At 71.2% G+C, this 19,600-nt stretch carries 18 protein-coding genes; 10 read left to right on the forward strand and 8 right to left on the reverse strand.

What is annotated here, in order from left to right:
- Positions 1-97: 97 nt before the first annotated feature.
- The 3 genes from DVS28_RS02210 to DVS28_RS02220 all read right to left on the reverse strand — a co-directional run bounded on the left by DVS28_RS02210 (position 98) and on the right by DVS28_RS02220 (position 2,986).
- Positions 98-1,870, reverse strand: a complete 1,773-nt coding sequence (locus DVS28_RS02210; RefSeq protein ID WP_114590002.1) for an ABC transporter ATP-binding protein — start codon at positions 1,868-1,870, stop codon at positions 98-100.
- Positions 1,871-1,943: 73 nt separating this feature from the next.
- Positions 1,944-2,348: a hypothetical protein gene (locus tag DVS28_RS02215; RefSeq protein WP_164709834.1), complete on the reverse strand. Its 405-nt coding sequence runs from the start codon at positions 2,346-2,348 to the stop codon at positions 1,944-1,946.
- 152 nt (positions 2,349-2,500) lie between these two features.
- Complete coding sequence (locus tag DVS28_RS02220) at positions 2,501-2,986, reverse strand: MarR family winged helix-turn-helix transcriptional regulator (protein ID WP_114590004.1); 486 nt, start codon at positions 2,984-2,986, stop codon at positions 2,501-2,503.
- 119 nt (positions 2,987-3,105) lie between these two features.
- Between DVS28_RS02220 and DVS28_RS02225 the strand changes: the two genes are divergently transcribed.
- Entirely contained in the window at positions 3,106-3,930 is an 825-nt protein-coding gene (locus DVS28_RS02225) for a DUF6676 family protein (RefSeq protein WP_114590005.1), read from the forward strand.
- A gap of 11 nt (positions 3,931-3,941) precedes the next feature.
- Here DVS28_RS02225 and DVS28_RS02230 read toward each other — a convergent pair whose 3' ends face one another.
- The gene (locus tag DVS28_RS02230; RefSeq protein WP_164709835.1) at positions 3,942-5,336 is read right to left on the reverse strand and encodes a gamma-glutamyltransferase; all 1,395 of its coding nucleotides are present in this window, start codon (positions 5,334-5,336) and stop codon (positions 3,942-3,944) included.
- Between the two features lie 60 nt (positions 5,337-5,396).
- On the opposite strand from DVS28_RS02230, the gene DVS28_RS02235 reads away from it, so the two are divergent.
- From DVS28_RS02235 to DVS28_RS02245, 3 genes are all read left to right on the forward strand, one after another.
- The gene (locus DVS28_RS02235) at positions 5,397-5,966 is read left to right on the forward strand and encodes a QsdR family transcriptional regulator (protein ID WP_114590007.1); all 570 of its coding nucleotides are present in this window, start codon (positions 5,397-5,399) and stop codon (positions 5,964-5,966) included.
- A gap of 149 nt (positions 5,967-6,115) precedes the next feature.
- Positions 6,116-7,573, forward strand: coding sequence for an alpha/beta hydrolase (locus DVS28_RS02240; protein WP_114590008.1), 1,458 nt, complete (start codon positions 6,116-6,118; stop codon positions 7,571-7,573).
- A 45-nt stretch (positions 7,574-7,618) separates the two neighbouring features.
- Positions 7,619-9,934, forward strand: coding sequence for a TPM domain-containing protein (locus DVS28_RS02245; RefSeq protein WP_114590009.1), 2,316 nt, complete (start codon positions 7,619-7,621; stop codon positions 9,932-9,934).
- 16 nt (positions 9,935-9,950) lie between these two features.
- Here DVS28_RS02245 and DVS28_RS02250 read toward each other — a convergent pair whose 3' ends face one another.
- From DVS28_RS02250 to DVS28_RS02260, 3 genes are all read right to left on the reverse strand, one after another.
- The gene (locus DVS28_RS02250; RefSeq protein ID WP_114590010.1) at positions 9,951-10,973 is read right to left on the reverse strand and encodes an NAD-dependent epimerase/dehydratase family protein; all 1,023 of its coding nucleotides are present in this window, start codon (positions 10,971-10,973) and stop codon (positions 9,951-9,953) included.
- A 72-nt stretch (positions 10,974-11,045) separates the two neighbouring features.
- Entirely contained in the window at positions 11,046-11,525 is a 480-nt protein-coding gene (locus tag DVS28_RS02255; RefSeq protein ID WP_114590011.1) for a hypothetical protein, read from the reverse strand.
- 62 nt (positions 11,526-11,587) lie between these two features.
- Positions 11,588-11,806, reverse strand: a complete 219-nt coding sequence (locus DVS28_RS02260; protein ID WP_216826340.1) for an antitoxin — start codon at positions 11,804-11,806, stop codon at positions 11,588-11,590.
- A 118-nt stretch (positions 11,807-11,924) separates the two neighbouring features.
- Between DVS28_RS02260 and DVS28_RS02265 the strand changes: the two genes are divergently transcribed.
- The gene (locus DVS28_RS02265) at positions 11,925-14,363 is read left to right on the forward strand and encodes a helicase HerA domain-containing protein (RefSeq protein ID WP_114590012.1); all 2,439 of its coding nucleotides are present in this window, start codon (positions 11,925-11,927) and stop codon (positions 14,361-14,363) included.
- Positions 14,364-14,420: 57 nt separating this feature from the next.
- On the opposite strand, the gene DVS28_RS02270 is transcribed toward DVS28_RS02265, so the two are convergent.
- On the reverse strand, positions 14,421-15,254 hold the full coding sequence (locus DVS28_RS02270) for a siderophore-interacting protein (protein ID WP_114590013.1): 834 nt from the start codon (positions 15,252-15,254) through the stop codon (positions 14,421-14,423).
- Between the two features lie 94 nt (positions 15,255-15,348).
- Between DVS28_RS02270 and DVS28_RS02275 the strand changes: the two genes are divergently transcribed.
- The 5 genes from DVS28_RS02275 to DVS28_RS02295 all read left to right on the forward strand — a co-directional run bounded on the left by DVS28_RS02275 (position 15,349) and on the right by DVS28_RS02295 (position 19,519).
- Positions 15,349-16,338: a siderophore ABC transporter substrate-binding protein gene (locus tag DVS28_RS02275; protein ID WP_114590014.1), complete on the forward strand. Its 990-nt coding sequence runs from the start codon at positions 15,349-15,351 to the stop codon at positions 16,336-16,338.
- On the forward strand, positions 16,335-17,360 hold the full coding sequence (locus DVS28_RS02280; protein WP_216826342.1) for an ABC transporter permease: 1,026 nt from the start codon (positions 16,335-16,337) through the stop codon (positions 17,358-17,360). Before DVS28_RS02275 ends, DVS28_RS02280 begins: the two co-directional genes overlap by 4 nt.
- Positions 17,347-18,381, forward strand: a complete 1,035-nt coding sequence (locus DVS28_RS02285; RefSeq protein ID WP_216826343.1) for an iron chelate uptake ABC transporter family permease subunit — start codon at positions 17,347-17,349, stop codon at positions 18,379-18,381. The genes DVS28_RS02280 and DVS28_RS02285 overlap by 14 nt, the downstream gene beginning before the upstream one ends.
- Positions 18,378-19,136, forward strand: a complete 759-nt coding sequence (locus tag DVS28_RS02290; RefSeq protein WP_114590015.1) for an iron ABC transporter ATP-binding protein — start codon at positions 18,378-18,380, stop codon at positions 19,134-19,136. The genes DVS28_RS02285 and DVS28_RS02290 overlap by 4 nt, the downstream gene beginning before the upstream one ends.
- Positions 19,137-19,252: 116 nt before the next feature.
- On the forward strand, positions 19,253-19,519 hold the full coding sequence (locus DVS28_RS02295; RefSeq protein ID WP_114590016.1) for a hypothetical protein: 267 nt from the start codon (positions 19,253-19,255) through the stop codon (positions 19,517-19,519).
- Positions 19,520-19,600: the final 81 nt, after the last annotated feature.

Genomic DNA, 19,600 nt, shown 5'->3' on the forward strand with positions numbered 1-19,600 from the left:
GGGCGGCCCAGAACCCGACACGCGTGGGGGTGGTCGGGCGGCGCCACCCGGCCGCCTGTCGGGTGATCACGGCGGGCGGCCGAGAACCCGACAGGCGTCAGGTGGTGAGGTCCACCGCCGGCTGGCCCGTCTGGACCGCCCACAGCTTGGCGTAGCGGCCGCCGGTGGACACCAGCTCGTCGTGCGTGCCCGACTCCACCACCCGGCCGCGGTCCAGCACGTGGATGCGGTCGGCGGCCACGATGGTGGACAGGCGGTGGGCGATGACGATGGTCGTCCGGCCCTGCGACACATGGGCGAGGGAACGCTGGATGGCGGCCTCGGTCTCGTTGTCGACCGCTGACGTGGCTTCGTCGAGCAGCAGCACGGGTGGGTCGCTCAGGATCGCCCGGGCGATGGCGATGCGCTGGCGCTGGCCGCCCGACAGCTTCTGACCGCGCTCGCCCACCACCGTCTGGTACTGCTGCGGCAGGGCGGCCACGAACTCGTCGGCCTCGGCCAGCTTCGCCGCCCGGACGATCTCCTCGTGGCTGGCGCCGGGAGCGCCGTAGGCGATGTTGTCGGCCACGGTGCCGTGGAACAGGAAGACGTCCTGGCTGACCAGCCCGAACTGCTCGCGAAGGTCGGTCACGTGCAGCTCGCGGACGTCGATGCCGTCGACGGTGACCGCACCCCCGGTCACGTCGTAGAGCCGCAGGAGCAGCCGGGCGATCGTGGACTTCCCCGCCCCGGTCGAGCCGACGACGGCGTGCATCTCGCCAGCCGGCACGGTCAGGTCGACCCCGTCCAGCACGACCCCGCCGTCGGGGTAGGCGAAGCGGACGTCGTGCAGGGCCACGTCACCCCGCACCGGGCCGTCCAGCCGCAGCGGCCCATCGACGATCTCGGGGGCGCTGTACAGCAGGTCGAGCACACGTCGGGTCGACGCCATGGCGCGTTGGTACTGGTCGAAGACCTCGCCGAGCTCGGTCAGCGGCCACAGCAGCCGCTGGGTGACGAACACCATGACGGAGTAGACGCCGACCTCCAGCGTCCCGTCGATCGCCCTGAACCCGCCGAGCACGAGGATGGCGGTGAAGGAGAAGAGGATCGCCATGCGGATGAGCGGGATGAACGCCGAGGAGGGGCGGATCGCCTCGTCGTTGGCGTCGACGTAGGCCTGCGACTCGGCCTCCACCCGGGCGATCTCGCGGGGTTCGGCAGTGAACGCCTTGATGGTCGCCACCCCACCGAGGGCGCCGGCAAGGGTGGCGTTGAGGTCGCCGACCCGTTCGCGCACCCGGGCGTAGCGCGGCTCGAGCAGGCGCTGGAACCGCATCGACCCGACGAGGATGAACGGGATGGGCGCCACTGCCCACCACGCCATGTCGGGGGCGACGACGAAGAACCCACCGCCGATCACGAGCACGGTGACGGCGACCTGCAGGATCTCGTTCGCGCCGCGGTCGAGGAACCGCTCGAGCTGGTTGATGTCGTCGTTGAGGATCGCCATCAACGACCCCGTCGAGGCGTCGGCGAACACCGACTGGTCCAGCGACATGACGTGGGCGAACGCCTCGACCCGCAGATCGTGCTGGACACGCTGGGCCAGGGTCCGCCACGCCACGGCGTAGAGGTACTCGAAGATGCTCTCGAGGATCCAGACGATGGCGCTCAGCACGGCCAGCGTGACGACCTGCCCGCGGACGGTGGCGATGCCGGCATCGGCCAGGAACGAGTCGTCCTGCCGAACGACGACGTCGACGGCTGCGCCGATCAGCAACGGCGGTGCCAGGTCCATCAGCTTGTTGAGGATGCTGGTGATGACGGCGAAGACGATCCTGCGCCGGTGATCGGTGGCGTGGTGCCACAGCCTGAGGAGTGGATTCATCCCGGCCAGTCTGCCGGTCCCGTTACTCCGGGGCCGGGGTCGGGGTGGCCAGGACGATGGTGTGGGCCAGCCGTCAGGTCAGGCGGCTGTCCTCGACGGTGCGCAGCAGCTCCTGGGCCAGCACGATCCAGCGACCGACGTCGAAGCTCGTCGTCTGGAACGGCCCGTCCTCGACGGGGGCGCAGTCGGGCAGGAATCCTCCACCGTGGGTGCCGCTGGCGGCGTCCCGGAAGGCGCAGACGACCTCGCCGTCGCTCCAGGAGACCCAGCCGACAACCGGCGGGTCGACCATCGCGTTGTCGCGCGTGGCCTCGAGGGTGAACAGCGCGCTGCCCTCGGTGTGCAGGGTGTACTCGGCGCGGCACCGCTGGCCGTGGTCATCGGTCAGTGTGACGACGAAGGAGCGCGGCCAGTCGCCCGTGCGCTGCACGGTGTGCACCGCGCCACGCATGTAGGGACGCAGGAGAGCGGTCGACATCGTTGGGCCTCGCTTGACGATCGGAGTGCCGGGGTGACATCCCACCCAACGAGGCAGGCTCCGGCTACGTTACGGATCGTAGTGTGAAAAGTGCGAGGTGTGAAGGCCCGGATCGACCGGGCTGGTCCTGACGTGTCGCCGCCGGGGCAGGGTCAGTGGCGGTGGGGGGTCTCGGCGCACTCCGCTTCGACCACGGCGGTCATCGCCTCGCCCATGACGCGCAGCTGCTCCGGCGTCAGGTGGTCCAGCAGGTGCTGGCGGACGGACTCGACGTGGGTCGGGGCCGCCGCCTCGATCCGGGACCTGCCATCGGCGGTCAGCGCTGCGTACGCCCCGCGCGCATCCGTGGCGCAGGCCTGGCGCTCCACGAGGCCGCGCTCCTCCAGGCGACGGAAGCGGTAGGTGATGTGCGCCTTGGCAACCCGCAGGACGTCGGCCAGCTCGCCGAAGCGCAGGCGTCCCTCGGGTGCCTCCGACAGCATGGCGAGGATGGCGTAGTCGTCCATCGACAGGTCGTGGGCGCTCAGCATCTCGGCGTTGAGCTGACGCGACAACATCGTCATCGCCGTCACGAACGCGCGCCACGACACCTGCTCGTCCGCCGTCAGCCAGCGCGGTTCGGTGGTCGTGTTGCTCATGACGCCACTCTACGGGTTGTTGTGATTCTTACCATTTGGCTCTCCCCCTCACCGTATCGCCCGACCATACAACTCGTGGTCGAGGGACCGGACCGGCAGTCTGGCAGGATGTCGGCCTGATGATCGGCCCCGCCCACGTGCTTCGTGTCCCTCAGCTCGCGTTCGTCCTGGGCGGCCTCCTCGTGCTGTGCGGATCGATCCTGTGCACGGGGACGGCCCTTGCCTCCACCATCGGCGACGCCGCGGACAACTTGAACGACGGGGTCTTCGTCGCCTCGGGCAGCGGTCAGGACCCCGATGCCCTGCGAGGAGTGGTCGCCGAATACGCCGACGAGGAGCGGGTGGTCATCGCCGTCTTCGCCGGCGGCCTGCCCCCGACCCCCGTGGACCGGGCCAACGACCTTCTGCGGGTGGTCGCCGCGGACACCGTGCTGCTCTTCACGCCCGACGACGTGGCCGTGGCCAGCACCCTCCACACCACCGAGGAGGTGGATGCGGCCTTCGACCGGGCCGGCCAGGCCGCACTCGACAGCGACGCCGCCGTCGCCAGCCGCGCGCTGCTGGATGCGCTCGACCACCGTCCGACCCCGATCTGGGTGTGGTTGGCCGTCGCCGCGGCGCTGGTCGGACTGGTCGTCCTCATCGCCCAGCTGCTCGACCGCCGTCGTGAGCAGGCAGGTGCGCAACGGTCGTTCGATGCCGAGCAGGCCCGGCTCCGCTCGCGACTGCAGACGCTGGCCGACCGAATCCTGCAGGCCGAGGCGCACGTGACGATCGCCGACGACCCGGCGCTCGAGGCAACGCTGACGGAGGCGACCGGGATCTACCAGGACGTCCTGTGGTCGCTGGAGCGCGTCAACACCCTCGAGCGGCTCGCGACGCTCCATCAGCCGCTGGAGCAGGCAGAGGCCCTCATGGACCGGATCGCCGACCGCACCGGCTGACCGGCGCCGCGTCAGCGGTGGGCCAGCCCGACGCCGCCACGTCGCGGATCGCCTTCGGTGCCGGCCGCGCCGGCCACGCTGACCCCGCCGAAGAAGTGATGGCGAGACGTCCAGCGCTGGACGGTGAACCCGGCCGCGACCAGCGCGGCCTCGTCCCGGTCCTCCAGGTGCGGTTCGACGTGGACCAGCTCGCCGACCCGATGGATGCGGGGCAGGTCGACGGCGGCCGTGGCGTCCAGCTCCCCGAGCACGATCCCGTCGATGGTGCGCAGCAGTGCGCTCGGGATGCGCGACCCGCCAGCAGCGCCGAGGACGGTGGCCTGCCCGGTCGGGGACACGACGGCGGTCGGCGCCATCATGCTGCCCATCCGGGTGCGGGGTCGGAGCCCGCCGACCAGCAGGTCCACCTCACCGAGCATCGAGTTCAGCTGGCTGCCACGGAACCAGTCGCCCGTGCCGAGGCCCAGGCTGGCGGTGACCGCACAGGCCCGGCCGTCGGCGTCCGTTGCGGCGAGGGACGTCGTGCCGAGTGCCTTCGGCGGCGTGGGCGACTGGGCCAGGGCCAGCCGAGCGGCGTGCGGGCCGTCGCTGGCGTCGAGGCGGGCGACCCAGTCGGTGAGCGGGGACAGGCCTCGTCGGCTGCGCACCTGCCAGCCGCCCAGCCGCACGGTCGGTGGGGTGTGTTCGACCGCGGTGCACGCGCCGAGGTCCTCGGCCGTCACCAGCGCACCCACCTCCTCCGCGAAGGTGGCCAGCTCGCGGGACATGGCGCCCTCGTAGAGGGTCGGGCCCCCTTCCTCGGCGATCTGTCGCAGGGCGTCGGCGAGGTCGGGGATCCGTACGAGCTCCCCCTCCACCCGCATGCGGTCATCGATGCAGAAGACCTCGCGCCCCACCCCCAGCGTCATGACGGGCTCGAGCATGTGCAGCAGTGATTCGTCGCGGTCGGAGAGGACGAACCCCGTCCCTGCCCACTCGATGGCCGGCGCCACGACCTCGGCCCACGGCAGGCGGCCGAATCGTCGGTGGAGGTGCCAGCAGCCGGCCACCAGCCCCGGTGTGCCGAAGGTGGCGCCACCGATCGAGTAGGGCATCCGAGCACCGCCGAAGTCGATGGTGGTCTCGGCCCGCCGACCGCCGGTGGGGACCGCAGGCACGTCGACGAATCCGTCGACCGCCCGGGTCGTCCCGTCGACGTCGACGTGGATGCCGTGCAGCCCGGACAGCAACGAGACGACGAACGGTTCGACCGCACAGGCGGCAAGGGTCATGCCCACCGCCGCGTCGGCCGCGGTGCCGCCCGCGTCCAGCAGCGCCATGCCGGCCGCCGCGGTCGCGGGGGAGTGGGCGGCCACGCCGACGCCCCCTGACAACGAGGTGGTGGGGCGGGCGAGCGGCGGAGGCATCGTCGGGGAGGCTAACCGGCCTTGCCCTCGTGCCCCCATCGGGTGGTAGACACGGTGCTGATGAGCAGGGTCATCTCGTACTCCGACGCCTACATCGCCGCACGCCGCCAGTTCATGGCCAGCGGCGACGTGGACATGAAGGCGTTGGCCGAAGAGCTGATCGTCGGGCGTGCCACCCTCTACCGGGTCGTGGGCAGCCGCGACCGCCTGCTCGGTCGGATCGTCGCGGACCTGGCCGCGGTCACGCAGTCACAGGCCGTCGAGGCCGCCGCGTCGGAACATCCGCCGTCGGTCGAGCGCATCGTGCAGGCCGCCTACCGGATGAACCGTGACGTCGTGGCGTTTCGTCCGCTCCGGCAGCTGGTCACCAACGATCCGGAGACGGCCTTCCGGGTGCTGTTCACCGAAATCGGCGGGGTGCATGCGGCGTCGGTCGCCTCCTGGTCCGCGCTGATGGACGCCACCGCCCGCGACGGCGGATTCGCGTTGCCCCGCGACACCGACCGGCTGGCGTACATGTTCGTCCGGATCGGCGAGTCGATGATCTTCGCCGACCTGCTGCACAGCCACGAGCCGGACCTCGAGCTCGCCCGTGACCTGCACCGTGCCCTGCTGACGCTGCCTGCCTGACGCCTGTCGGGCGGGACGTTCCGCCACCAGTCCGACCTGAGACGTCGTCTCGTCATCGCGTGGCCCGCAGGTGTTCGAGGTGGTTGCGACGAAGGATGCGATCGCCGGTCCTCGAGCCGACCGGTCCTCGTCACCAAGGAGCCGAAACCGTGCGACGTCCACCGATCCGCCTGTTCCTCTGCCTCGTTCTCGTGCTGTTGCTGGCCGCCCCAGCAACAGCCGCCGACGACTACACCGATCCGGAGTACCGCACACACGAAGCCGACAACCTGACCCGGGGTCGGGGCATGCAGCTGTACCAGCTGGCGACGCCGGCCTACCACCGGGCGTTCGTGGCCGCGTCCGCGGACTCCCTGGCCCGCGCGCAGGGCCATCAGCTGGCCGACGCCACCCATGGGCGGGCGTATGTCGGCGCATCGCAGTACATGTCGACCTGGGGCGTGGGCAACGCCGAGGACTACTTCGACGTGACTCCCCGTGAGATCGCGTTCGTCAGCCAGACCGGGGCCAAGCTGTACGGCCACATCTGGGGCAGCGAGCTGCCCGGCCCCCGCCCCGGCGTGGTGATCACCACCGGCTCGATCCAGGGGTCCAACCAGATGTACTGGTGGGCCGCCCGTGCGTTGACCGCCGCGGGCTACGTCGTCATGACCTACGACGTGCAGGGACAGGGGCAGTCCGAGACCTTCGGCCACGAGCCCGGCAGCATCGCGCCGACCACCGAGGGGGTGCCGTTCCAGCAGTCCTTCAACTTCGTGCAGGGCACGATCGACGCGATGCGGTTCTTCCTGTCCACCCCGGACGACCCCTATGTGCCGGCGACGTGGACCGCCGACGACGTCGTGTCCCAGCAGGCCAGCTCCGACGGCGAGCGCATGGACTGGGTCAATCCGGCATGGGCCGTCCTGGACGGCGACAACATCGGCATCGCCGGTCACTCCCTCGGCGCCTCGGCGGTGACCGTGGTGCAGCAGTGCTCCGACGAGTCCGATCGTTACCTCGAGGTGCCCGACTGCCATGGCGAGTCCTATCCGATCCGGGCGGTCGTCGGCTGGGACCAGCTCGGGACCACGGACTACGAACCGGTCGTGCCGGGCATGAACCAGGCTGCCGATGGCTACTTCCTCTCCCCGACGCCGTCGCCCACCGCTCCCGACCCCGACGAGACGCTGGCCGCGCACACCGCATGGACTGCCGCCGGCATCGACACCTACACCGTGGTCGTTCGGGCCGGCACCCACCTCGAATGGTCGCAGGTGGCCTACCACGGGCCAGCGACACGCTACGGCGAGGCGTTGGCCGCCTACTACACGGTGGCGTGGATGGACCGCTGGGTCCCCGAGGACCCCACCCGGAACGCCGTGGCCTACCGGGCGCTGGTCGAGGGGCCCCGTCCCGATGACGAAGCGGCACCCTCGTCGGCGGCGTACATGTCGGTTCGACGGCGTGGCGCCTTCTCGCTGACTGACCCGACCGCGCTCGCGCAGGACCCCGACACCGCACAGGCGATGGAGGTCGTCGACCTCAGGGACTGGGCGGGACGATCTGCCGTCGGTGACTGGGCCGGGGCCAACGCCGACACCGTGGGGGCCGTCCTGCCGGACTGATCCCGCAGCCGTTGGGCAGAGACGGGTCGCACTACGCTTCGCGCGATGACCCGTCTCGCCTCCCTCCTCCTGCTCCTCGGCACGCTCGTGCTGGCCGCCGCCCCGGTCGCCCTCGCGGCCTCCTCGTGCGGCGGCGTGGTGCAGGACGGTGACGACCTCCTGACCCCTGCCGAGGAGGAGGAGGTGCTGGCCGCCGCCGAGCGGCTGGCTGCCGCGGGTGTCCGCCCGCTCGTCGTGGTCACCTCCACCCTGTCCGGCACCGACGCCGAGGCGGCCCTGGAGGCCATCGTCGAGGGGTGCCCGGGCCTGACGGACGGCAGCGGCGAGTGGGGGGCCAACGTCCTGGCCGTCCTCGTCGCACCGGAGGACCGCGAGACCGCCATCTACGAGGGCGGTGGGCTGCCTGCCCTCGACGTCACCGAGACCGACGTCGACCTCGACGTGATGAACCCCCGGTTCGCCGAGGGTGACCTGGCGGGTGGGCTGATCGCCGGGCTCGACCGCATGGCGGCCATCCAGCAGGCCGAGGTCGACGAGGCAACCACCGACGACGGCAGCACCGGCAGCGGCGGTTGGTTCGCCGGGGGTGTGGGGGCGACTGTGCTCGCCGGCGGCGGGGCGGCCCTCGCCGCACGCGCCCGAACGGCACGCCGCCGCAGGGAGGAGGCGCACGCCCGGGCCGTCGAGGCCCAGGCCGACGTGGCCCAGACCATCCTCGACATGGAGCGCGACGTCGAGGTCGCCGCCCTCGACGCCAACGCCCTCGCCGACCGGCTGGCCCTCGTGGAGGCCACCCCCCTGCGGCAGCAGCTCACCACGATCAGAGGCACCGTCCAGTCCGTCGTGACCCGGTGGTACGCGCTGACCCAGCAGGTCGACGCCACGCCCAGCGGTGACGCCATCGCCTACGACCGCGTGGCCGGGGAGATCACCGAGCTGGCCCCGACGGCCAGGCACGCCCGCGAGCTCGTGGCGGGCTTCGCCACCGACGTCGCGGCGTTGGTCGCGGTCGAGGAGGGGATCCCGGGCCGGCTGGACGCCCTCGGCAGCCGTCACGAGGCCGCTCGATCCGCCATCGCCGACGCCCAGCATCGTGGCTACCGCACCGACCCCGCCGAGGCCGATCTCTCGGTCTCCATCGCTGCGCTTGGCCGGGCGCGCGACGCCCACGGACAGCGCCTGGTGCGAGGGGCCGACGAGCACCTCGACCTGGCCGAGGCCGCGGTCACGGAGGCCATCGAGTGGGTCGAGGGCATCGAGGAGATGCGTGCCGCGCTGGCCGACGACCTCTCGTCGCTCCGGGCCCGCCGGCAGGTGCTGGAGGACCGTGTCGGCCCTGCCGGCACGACCATGGAGTCCCTCGAGGCCCGATGGGCCACCGCCGCGTGGGAGGACGTCGCGGGCAACGGCAGCGAGGCCGAAGCCGAGCTGTCGCGTGCGGCCGACGCCCTGCAGGCCGCCGAACACGCCCAGCTCATGGACGTGCAGGACTGGGACGAGGCGCACGACGCGCTGGACGCCGCGGAGGACGACCTCGACGACGCCGCCGCCCTCCTCGACGCCATCCACGCACGCGACGCCGCCCTGCAGGAGGCCGCCGACCTGGCGCCCAGCACCATCGCCGGTGCCACGGCTGCCGTTGACGAGGCGGCCGGGTTCGCACGGCAGCACAGCGCCGACGTCAGCGACCCGATCGAGTCACGGATCGCCCAGCTGTCCAGCCTCGTGGACCAGGTCGAGGCCGCCATGGCCGAGGACCGTCCCAACCCGGCGGCGGCGGTGGCGGCAGCCGGACAGGTCCAGGCCGAGGTCACCGAGCTGCTGGCCACGGCACGGCAGGAGGTGACGGCAGCCGACATGGCACGGCGTCGCGCCGATCAGACCGTGGCGTCGGCCCGACAGGAGCTCCAGCAGCTGCAGCGGTACGCCACCGGCCACCGCCGCTACGTCGCCGCGGGCAGCGCCCGTGCGCTGCAGGACATCGGTGACCGGTTGGCGCGGCTGGATGCGGTGACAGACCCCGTGCAGCGAGCGACCCAGGCCGCCGGGCTCCAGCGGGAGCTCATCGGCCTGTCCGACGACATCCGCCGGTCGGTCCGTCGGGCCACGGCCCCTCGACCCAGTCCCTACGGGCCGGGACGGGGCGGCGGCTACGGCGGGGGCCTGGGTGGGGTGTTCGGCACCAGCGGGCCGCGTCGCAGCTCGGGCGGATTCGGGGGCGGGTTCGGCGGCGGATCCTCCAGCCGGGGGTCCAGCAGCCGCAGCCGCACCGGCTCCAGCAGCCGCAGCCGCTCGGGATCCTCCTCGCGGAGCCGGTCCAGCTCGGGTCGGTCGCGCAGCGGTCGCAGCTCCCGCTGGTGAGGGATGCGGGCTGGACTCAGGTCCAGCGCAGCATGTCGTCGAGCAGCCCCTGCTCGCGGTGCTGCTTCAGGATGGGCAGCCGCTTGTAGAGGCGCTGGAAGGTGTCCATCGTCAGGTCGAGCCGCTGGTAGGCCTCGTACAGCTGCTCGGCACCCTTCAGGGCGGTCCAGGCGGGCTGGTACGCCGGTAGGTGACGACCGATCTTGGAGAAGTCCACCTGGTAGCTGCGGGGGTCGTTGCCGGCCTCGCCGGTGATGGACAGCGTGGCCTCGGGCACGACCTCCTTCACGAACCCGGCGATCTCCGACACCTGGTAGTTCTCGTCGTCGCGACCGACGTTGAACGCCTCGCGTTGCACCTGCGCGGCGGGCGCCTCCACCGCGGCGAGGAACGCCCGCGAGATGTCCTCGATGTGCACGATCGGCCGCCACGGCGTGCCGTCGGACAGCACCTTGATCTCCTTGGTCAGGTATGCCCAACCGACGAGGTCGTTGAGCACGATGTCGGTGCGCAGCATCGGTGACCAGCCGTAGGCGGTGGCGTTGCGCATGCTCGTGCACACGAAGTCGTCGGTGGCCAGCTCGAACAGCTCGGCCTCGACGCGCACCTTGCTCTCGGCGTACGGGGTGACCGGTGCGAACTCAGCGGTCTCGTCCAGCGCCCCGGCCCCACCGGACTTGCCGTAGATGGAGCACGAGGAGGAGTAGACGTAGCGTCCCACCCCGGCCGCACGGGCGCACTCGGCCAGGTGGATCGACGCGTGGTGGTTGATGTCGTAGGTGGTCTGGGGCTCGAGGCTGCCGACCGGGTCGTTGGACAGGGCGGCCAGGTGCACGACGGCGTCGAAGCCCTCGAGGTCGCCCGGCTCGACGTCCCGCAGGTCCTTGCGGAGCTCCGGCAGCGGCGGCAGGGGATCGCCCATGACGGACTCGGCGAAGTAGCCGGTGTCCAGCCCGGTCACGTCGTGACCCGCCTCGACGAAGAAGGGGGCCATGACGGCCCCGATGTATCCCAGATGGCCCGTGAGCAGAATGCGCATGCGCGCAGCGTAGTGGCTCCGACCCTCTCGCTTGCCACCCGGGCGCCATGTGCCCACGTCCGGGGCGAGAGGTCAGGGATGCAGGCCCAGCGCCCGTCCGAGGCGGTCCGGTTCGCCGCCCGCCCTGGCGACGTCGATCTCGTAGGCCGACCCGTCGGAGAACCACAGCGTGCCCTTGTGGGCGAGCTTCGCCTTCTCCATCTGCACGGCGTGCACGACCTCGCGCGGCACCCAGCCGAGGAGTTCCTTCGGGCGACCCATCATCTCGCCGAAGGCATGGACGACCAGGCGGCGGTCCGTGACGGACAGGAAGACCTTGCGCTTGGGGAACTGGTCGGCCCAGGTGCCCTCCGGAGCCTCGGGGGCAATATCTCGTCGCTTCTTGTCCATCGCCGCGGCGACCCCGAGCCCGACCACGCCGCCGACCCCGCCGGCGACGGCCTGGCGGGCCATGGCCCCCCGGGGGGTGACGATCGCGGTCTCCAGGACCTGCTCGCCGGGCTCGAGCGTCTCCGCAGCGTGCTTGAGGATCTTCTTCGCCAGATCAGCCATACGGGGGATGATGCGCGAACGGGCGGCCGAATGGGCCGCCCGTCACACATTGGCAATCGTGGCTACTCGGCCTTGTCGTCGCCCAGCTTGCCGATGAAGTCCTTGGCAGCCTTCGCCGCACCCTCGACCTTGTCGTCGACGTTGTCGGGCGTCTTGTCGGTGATCATGTCCTTGGCCTTGTCGATGGCCCCGGTGATCTTGTCCCCGTGCTCCTCCGCCAGGTCCTCGGCCTTGTCCTTGGCGTCGTCCAGCATGTCCTTGGCCTTGTCGGCGAAACCCATGGTCCTCATCCTTTTCATTTCTCGGTGACTGACTGTGCGGCAGGAGCCTAGCGACCTCTCGGGGCTAGTCTCCATCCGCGACCTGTCCGTCACCCCACAACGAAGCGAGCAATCAGCGATGACCTCGACCGGAGCGCTCCACCTCGGTACCGCCGCAGACACCGACGAACGGGTGGAGGTGGACGCCGAGGACCTGACCACCCACGGGGTGATCGTGGGCATGACCGGGTCGGGCAAGACGGGCCTGGGCATCGTGGCGCTGGAGGAGGCCCTCCTGTCGGGGATCCCCACCCTGGTGCTGGACCCCAAGGGGGACATGGCCAACCTGTGCCTGACCTTCCCGCAGTTCAGGGGCGAGGACTTCCGCCCGTGGGTCGACGAGGCGGAAGCCCAGCGGGAGGGGCACACGCCCGAGGAACACGCGGCCGCCAAGGCGGAGCTGTGGAAGGGCGGCACGGCCCGCAGCGGCATCACGCCCGAGCGGATGCAGGCGCTGGCCGACGTCGACGTGACCGTCTACACGCCGGGTGCGACCACCGGGGTGGGGCTGGACCTGGTCGGTCGCATGGACGTGCCCGCCGACGCCGACCCGCAAGCGGTCAACGACGAGGTCACCGACCTGGTCTCGGGCCTGCTGGCGCTGATCGACGTGGACGCCGACCCGCTGACCGGCCGCGAGCACATCCTGCTGACGAACCTGCTGACCGACGCCTGGGGCAAGGGCGAGACGCTCGGCCTGCCCGACCTGGTCGCCCGCGTGCAGGACCCGCCGCTGCGCAAGCTCGGCGTGATGGACCTCGACACGTTCTTCCCGGCCAAGGACCGGATGGGCCTGGCCATGCGGCTCAACGGCATGCTGGCCTCCCCGACCTTCGCGGCATGGACGCAGGGGGCGCCGCTGGACATCCAGCGGATGCTGTTCGGCGACGACGGATCGGCCCGGTGCGCGGTCGTGTCGTTGGCGCACCTCGACGACAACGAGCGGCAGTTCGTGGTCACCCTCGTGCTGTCCAAGCTGATCACCTGGATGCGTGGGCAGTCGGGCACCTCCTCGCTGCGCGCGATGGTCTACATGGACGAGGTCTTCGGGTTCGTCCCGCCGGTCGCCAACCCGCCGGCCAAGCAGCCGATCCTGACCATCCTCAAGCAGGCCCGCGCGTTCGGGGTCGGGATGGTCCTGTCCACCCAGAACCCGGTGGACCTGGACTACAAGGCGATCTCCAACGCCGGGACGTGGATGATCGGGCGGCTGCAGACCGAACGCGACCGTGACCGGCTGCTGGAGGGCATGCGCTCCGCCGACGGGGCGGTGGACATCGACGCCGTGGCGGCGGCCATCTCCGGCCTCGACAAGCGGCAGTTCGTGCTGCACTCGGCCAAGGACGGTGGTCGGGGGGTCTTCGGTACCCGCTGGGCGATGAACTACCTGGCCGGACCGTTGACCGGGCCCCAGATCGCCGAGCTCATGGCCGACAAGAAGGCCGAGCTCGCCGCCGCGACCCCCACCGCCAGCGCGCCCGCCACGCCGCCGCCGACCGCCCGGGCCGCCGACAGCGCAGCGGCCGGAACCGCGGCGGCCGTGCCGACGCCCCCGGTCGGGACCACCCTGGCCGCCGACGAGTCCAGCGTCGCGCCGGCCGTGCCCGAGGAGGTGGTGCAGCGCTACCTCGACCCGGCTGCGTCCTGGGCTGACACGGTCGGGGCCACACCCGGCGGCACGCGCCTCGAACCCCATGTCGCCGTTCGGGTACGCATGACGTTCGACGAGACGAAGGCCGACCTCGACCACACCGAGGAGTTCGAGGCCGTCCTCCCGGTCAACGACGACCCCAAGGACCTGTCGGGCCTCGTCACCGTCGACTACGACGACCGTGACCTGCGCGAGGTTGGCCCCGACGGCGCCGTGTGGGTCATCCCCGAGGCGAAGATCGGTACCAAGACCTGGTGGAAGTCCGTCGAGGTCGGGGTGCGCGACGAGCTGTACCGCACGCGCACCATGACCGTGCTGCACAACACCGAGCTCGACTGCTGGAGTCGGCCGGCCGAGACCCGCGAGGCCTTCGCGCAACGCTGCGACATCGTGTCGGAGCAGCGCGAGGACGAGGAGGCCAGCAAGGTCCGCGACCGGTTCGAGGCGAAGGCCGACCGGATCACCAAGGCCATGCGGACGGCCCAGGACCGGGTGGCACAGCTGGAAGCGGACGTTTCCTCACGCAAGTCCAGCGAGCTGATCAACATCGGCTCGTCCATCCTCGGGGGCTTCCTCGGCGGCCGGAAGTCCGCCCGCGGGGTGGCGGCTGACCTGCGGCGGGCCGCCTCCAAGCGCGGCACCACCTCGCGCACGCAGCAACGCCTGGACACCGCCCAGGGCAAGCTCCTCGATGCCCAGGAGGACCTCATCGAGCTCGAGCAGGAGCTGTCCTCGGAGCTGCTGGACATCGACCACCGCTGGATGCAGGCGGCGAGCGCGATCGAGGAGGTCGAGGTCGACCTGGAGCGCAACGACATCGACGTGGTTGCGGTCACCCTCGTCTGGGTACCCACGACCGCCGCCTGAGCCCTCGTTCACAGTCTCCACAGCGGTTGTCCACAGCTGTGGACAACCGCTGCGACGTCATTCGCCGTAGTCGTGGTCGGGATGGTTGGCGGTTCCGGCCCGCCAGTACCCCCGGATGACGACGTTGTCGCGGGCGCAGCCGTGGACGTCCAGGAGGTCCCGCCGGATGTCGCGGACGGTCCGTGCCTCCGCGGCCACCCAGGCGTGCGCCGCTGCCGGCAGGGTCGAGGCCACGATGGCGCTGCGCAGCATCGCACCGGGCTGGTGGTCGCCGCGGGCCAGCCACGACACGGTGGACTCGGCGGATGAGGCGATGTCCTGAGCGTCGGCGAGCTCGGGCACCTCGACGAGCACCCGCAGGACGGTGGAGGAGGGGACCGCGGCGGCGATGGCGATGATCGCCGACAGGGCCGTCTCGTCCCCGGCGAGCAGCAGGTGCGTGGCGTCGGGAGAAGGCTGGTAGCCCCGCCCCGGGCCGGCCACGCCGATTTCGTGCCCTGGCTCGGCCCGGGCTGCCCACTCGCTGGCGGCACCCTCACCGTGCAGCACGAAGTCGACGGCCAGTCGGTTGGCGGAGGGGTCGAACGCGCGAGGGGTGTAGGTCCGGACGATCGGTCGGCTGGCCCCCTTCGGCACCTCCGGCCCGTTGGGCCCGAACGTGGGGATCGTGGCGGTCCGTTCGTCGGTGTTGGGCAGGAACAGCTTGATGTGGCCGCCGTGTCCGTCGCGCGCCGGGTCGAAGCCCTCGAGGTCCGGACCCTCGACGGTGACCCGCTGCACGTGCGGGCTGATGCGCTGGCTGTCGACGACCGCGGCGCGCCGGATGCGTCGTCGTGGAGGTCCGGCCGGAGGTGTGGCGGTGGGGGCGGTGGTGGTCGTGTCGGGGGGCATGGCGGTCCTCTCGGGCTCGATTTGCGTTCGCTGTTGTCCGTAGGTAAACCTCACCTTACTTAGGCAAACCTTACTTGACCCAACTCGGAGACCGATGATGACCGCCCGCCCCCGCCGCACGCCGCTGCGCGCCCTCCTGCTCGTCCTGCTGCTGTCGCTCGTCGCCGCGTGCGCCGACACCGACGCCACCGCCGACACCGAGGCCGCAGCCGACACCGCGACCGCCACCGAGGACGCTGCCGCCGCCGAGGTGACGATCACCCACGCACAGGGCGAGACGACCGTGCCGACCAACCCCGAGACCGTCGTGGTCTTCGACCTCGGCGCCCTGGACATGCTCGACTGGGCCGGTGCCGCCGTGGCCGGCGTCCCCGAGGTGCCGAACCTGCCGGAACACCTGGCGCAGTACGCGGGTGAGTCCTACGAGAAGGTCGGCACCCTGTTCGAGCCCGACTACGAGGCCGTCAACGCCCTGGAGCCCGACCTCATCGTCGTGGCGGCGCGCTCGTCCACGGTCTATCCCGAGCTGGCCGAGCTGGCCCCCACCATCGACCTGACGACCGACGACAACGACTTCCTCGGGTCCATCGAACGCAACCTCGAGATCGTCGGGGAGATCTACGGCGTACAGGACCGTGTCGCCGACGCGCTGGCCGACATCGATGCCAGCATCGCTGCGGTCAACGAGAAGGCCGGCGACGCCGGCACCGGGCTGATCGTCCTGACCACCGGCGGCGAGGTGTCGGCCTACGGGCCCGGCTCCCGCTTCGGCATCATCCACGACCTGCTGGGCGTCGCCCCTGCCGTCGAGGACGTCGAGGCCGCCACCCACGGCGACGCCATCGCCTGGGAGTTCATCGCCGAGGCCGACCCCGCCCACCTGTTCGTCCTCGACCGCGACGCCACCATCGGGGAGGACGGCGAGGCCGCCGCGGTCATGCTCGACAACGAGATCGTCCACCAGACCACCGCGTGGGCCAACGACGACCTCCACTACCTCGACGGCGTCAACTGGTACCTGGTCCCCTCGGGGCTGCGGTCGGTGCAGGCGATGATCGGCGAGATCGACACCGCCCTGTCGTGATCGGCCCTGTCGTGACCGGCCCGGTGATGGGCCTCCTGCGCCAGCAGCGCCACCGCTCGGGGGGCTGGACCGTCCCGGTCGGCGTGGTCCTGCTGCTCGTGGCCGCCGTCGGCTCGATGGCGATCGGGGTCAGCGACCTCGACGTCGTCGGGCTGGTCCGGGCCGACCCCGGCGCCCTGCGGTTGCTGCTGGTCAGCCGCCTGCCCCGGGCCGTGGCGATCCTGCTCGCCGGGGCCGGCGCCAGCGTGGCCGGGATGATCATGCAGCACCTGGCCCGCAACCGGTTCGTCGCGCCATCGACGGCCGGCACGATCGAGTCGGCGGGCCTGGGCATCGTCGTGGCGACGCTCGTCTTCACCGGCGCCTCGCTGATGGTGAAGATGGTCGTGGCCGTCGGTTTCGCGATGGCCGGCACCGCCATCCTGCTGGTCCTGCTGCGTCGTCTGGAGCTTCGCGACACGCTGATGATCCCGCTCGTCGGCCTGCTGTTCGGCGGGGTCGTCCGTTCCGTCGCGACCTTCCTCGCCTACCGACTGGACCTGCTGCAGTCGCTCGGCGCGTGGACCAACGGCGACTTCTCCGGTGTGCTGCGCGGCCGCTACGAGCTGCTGTGGCTGGTCGCCGGCGCGGTCGTCCTCGCCTACGTGTGGGCCGACCGGTTCACCGTCGCGGGCATGGGTGAGGAGATGGCCACCAACCTCGGCCTGTCCCACCGCCAGGTGGTCGCCACCGGCCTGTTCGTCGTGGCCGCGGTCACCGGCATCGTCGTGGTCGTCGTCGGGGCGATCCCGTTCCTCGGCCTCGTCGTCCCCAACCTCGTGTCGATGTGGCGCGGGGACAACCTGCGGTCCTCGCTCCCCCTCGTGGCCCTCTGCGGTGCCGGCTTCGTCCTGCTGTGCGACGTCCTGGGCCGGGTCGTCCGCTACCCCTACGAGGTGCCGGTCGGCACCGTCGTCGGGGTGGTCGGCAGCCTGGTGTTCCTCGTCCTCGTCCTCAAGCGTCCCGTCCGTGCCGGTGGTTGAGTTGCTCGTGCCCAACCGCCGTCCCGACGTTCGGGACGGTCCGACGGCGCCGTGGTCAGGGGGCCACGGCGACCGTCGGACCACTCGCGTGCTGCTGGTCCTCGCGGCCGTGGCGACCGTGGTCGTTGCCGCCTTCGTGCTGCTCGGCATCCGCGGCTCCTGGGCGTTCGCGCTGGAGCTGCGGGCCACCAAGGTCGCGGCCATGGTCGTGGTCGCCGCCGCCGTCGGGACCTCCACGGTGCTGTTCCAGACCATCACCACCAACCGCATCCTCACCCCCAGCATCATGGGGTTCGACGCCCTCTACGTGCTGATCCAGTCCGCGGCCGTCTACTGGCTGGGCGGGCTGGAGGTGTCACGGGTCCGTCCCGAGGTCCGCTTCGCCGTCGAGACGGCTGCCATGGTCGGGTTCGCGCTGGTCCTTCACCGATTGCTGTTCGGGTCGACGGGCCGCGACCTGCACGCCGTCGTGCTCGCCGGTGTGGTGTGCGGGACGTTGTTCACCTCGGGCAGCGACCTCGTCGGCCGCCTGATCGACCCCAACGAGTTCGTGGTCCTCGCCGACCGGCTGTTCGCCAGCGTCAACACGGTGCGGGAGGAGCTGCTGGTCCTGTCCGCCGTCGTCGTCGCGGGTGGTGCAGGGCTGGCCTGGCGGAGTCGACGACAGCTGGACGTCGTGGCCCTGGGCCGCGAGACCGCGCTCGGGCTCGGCATCGACCATCGTCGGGTGGTCACCGTCCAGCTGGTCCTGGTTGCCGTGCTGGTGGCCGTGCCGACCGCGCTCGTCGGTCCGGTCACGTTCCTCGGGTTGCTGACGGCCAACCTGGCCCGGCAGCTGACGGGCACCAGCCGCCATGCCGTCGTCCTGCCCGCCGCGGCGCTGCTGGGGGTCATCGCGCTGGTCGGTGGGCAGCTCGTCCTCGAGCGGCTGCTCGGCTTCGGCACCGCGCTGGGGATCGTCGTCAACCTCGTCGGCGGCCTGTACTTCCTGATGTTGCTGATGAAGGAGGGTCGCCGATGATCGTCGTCGACGGCGTGACCAAGTCCTACGGGTCGACGGTGGTCGTCGACGACGTGTCGCTGGTGCTGCCCAGGGGAGGGGTGACGGCGGTCATCGGACCCAACGGCGCCGGCAAGTCGACGCTGCTGTCGATCATCGGTCGCCTGCTGGAGTCCGACCGCGGCACGGTCACCGTCGACGGGATGGACGTGGCGTCGACCCCCTCCAGGGACCTGGCCCGGCGGCTGGCGATCCTCCGCCAGGACACCCACCTGTCGGTGCGGGTCACCGTGCGCGAGCTCGTGGCGTTCGGACGCTTCCCCCACTCCCAGGGGCGGCTGTCGGCAGAGGACCACGCCGCCGTCGACGAAGCGGTGGCGTTCCTGGAGCTCGAGCCCTACGCCGACCGCTTCCTCGACCAGCTGTCGGGCGGCCAGCGCCAACGGGCGTTCGTCGCCATGACGCTGGCGCAGCGGACCGACTACGTGCTGCTCGACGAACCCCTGGCCAGCCTCGACATGCGCCACTCCGCCGCCATGATGCGGCTGCTGCACCGCATGGCCAACGAGCTCGACCGGACCGTCGTCGTGGTGATCCACGACATCAACTTCGCGTCGTGGCACGCCGACCGGATCGTGGCCATGCGCGACGGGCGAGTGGTGGCCGACGGGCCACCGGCCGACATCGTCGAGGGAGCCGTCCTCAGCGACGTCTTCGACACCCCGGTGGACGTGCACGAGGTCGCCGGCAAGCGGCTGGGGGTCTACTTCGGCTGATCGGCCGAGGCCATTACCAACCCCTTACCGGACTGTGCGTGGCCCTGTCGGCGCGCGGAGCCGGGTGATACGACCTGTGTCCTCACCACGCTCGACCACACGACAGGACTCGCCAGATGACCTCCGCACGCCACACCACCACCGCCCTCGTGCTTGCCCTCGGACTGCTGCTGACTGCCTGTGGCGGCGGTGGGAGCGACCTCGTCCAGACCTTCGTCGACGAGGGTGCGACCCAGGAGGAGGCCGAGTGCTTCGTCGACGCCGTCGGGGACGACCAGGCCCAGCTGCTCGCCGACAACATCGACGCCGACGACCCCCCGGAGGGCATCGACATCGAGGTCCTGACCAACGCGCTCATCGAGTGCGGCGTCGACCTGGACTGATCGACGCTGGACTGACCCGCCACCACCTCGTGCACGCTGCCCGGGTCGGCCGATGTCGCACCCGGGCAGTACGGTGTCGCC

It is taken from the genome of Euzebya pacifica (genome assembly GCF_003344865.1).
Classification (GTDB): Bacteria; Actinomycetota; Nitriliruptoria; order Euzebyales; family Euzebyaceae; genus Euzebya; species Euzebya pacifica.

Bases quoted from the DNA above. Each gene is read 5' to 3' on its own strand.
- DVS28_RS02275 (WP_114590014.1), top strand. From the start codon at position 15,349: ATGATGACCGCCCGCCCCCGCCGCACGCCGCTGCGCGCCCTCCTGCTC.
- DVS28_RS02245 (WP_114590009.1), top strand. From the start codon at position 7,619: ATGACCCGTCTCGCCTCCCTCCTCCTGCTCCTCGGCACGCTCGTGCTG.
- DVS28_RS02265 (WP_114590012.1), top strand. From the start codon at position 11,925: ATGACCTCGACCGGAGCGCTCCACCTCGGTACCGCCGCAGACACCGAC.
- DVS28_RS02260 (WP_216826340.1), bottom strand. From the start codon at position 11,806: ATGGGTTTCGCCGACAAGGCCAAGGACATGCTGGACGACGCCAAGGAC.
- DVS28_RS02270 (WP_114590013.1), bottom strand. From the start codon at position 15,254: ATGCCCCCCGACACGACCACCACCGCCCCCACCGCCACACCTCCGGCC.
- DVS28_RS02230 (WP_164709835.1), bottom strand. From the start codon at position 5,336: ATGCCTCCGCCGCTCGCCCGCCCCACCACCTCGTTGTCAGGGGGCGTC.
- DVS28_RS02295 (WP_114590016.1), top strand. From the start codon at position 19,253: ATGACCTCCGCACGCCACACCACCACCGCCCTCGTGCTTGCCCTCGGA.
- DVS28_RS02255 (WP_114590011.1), bottom strand. From the start codon at position 11,525: ATGGCTGATCTGGCGAAGAAGATCCTCAAGCACGCTGCGGAGACGCTC.
- DVS28_RS02290 (WP_114590015.1), top strand. From the start codon at position 18,378: ATGATCGTCGTCGACGGCGTGACCAAGTCCTACGGGTCGACGGTGGTC.
- DVS28_RS02235 (WP_114590007.1), top strand. From the start codon at position 5,397: ATGAGCAGGGTCATCTCGTACTCCGACGCCTACATCGCCGCACGCCGC.
- DVS28_RS02250 (WP_114590010.1), bottom strand. From the start codon at position 10,973: ATGCGCATTCTGCTCACGGGCCATCTGGGATACATCGGGGCCGTCATG.
- DVS28_RS02220 (WP_114590004.1), bottom strand. From the start codon at position 2,986: ATGAGCAACACGACCACCGAACCGCGCTGGCTGACGGCGGACGAGCAG.
- DVS28_RS02215 (WP_164709834.1), bottom strand. From the start codon at position 2,348: ATGTCGACCGCTCTCCTGCGTCCCTACATGCGTGGCGCGGTGCACACC.
- DVS28_RS02210 (WP_114590002.1), bottom strand. From the start codon at position 1,870: ATGAATCCACTCCTCAGGCTGTGGCACCACGCCACCGATCACCGGCGC.
- DVS28_RS02225 (WP_114590005.1), top strand. From the start codon at position 3,106: ATGATCGGCCCCGCCCACGTGCTTCGTGTCCCTCAGCTCGCGTTCGTC.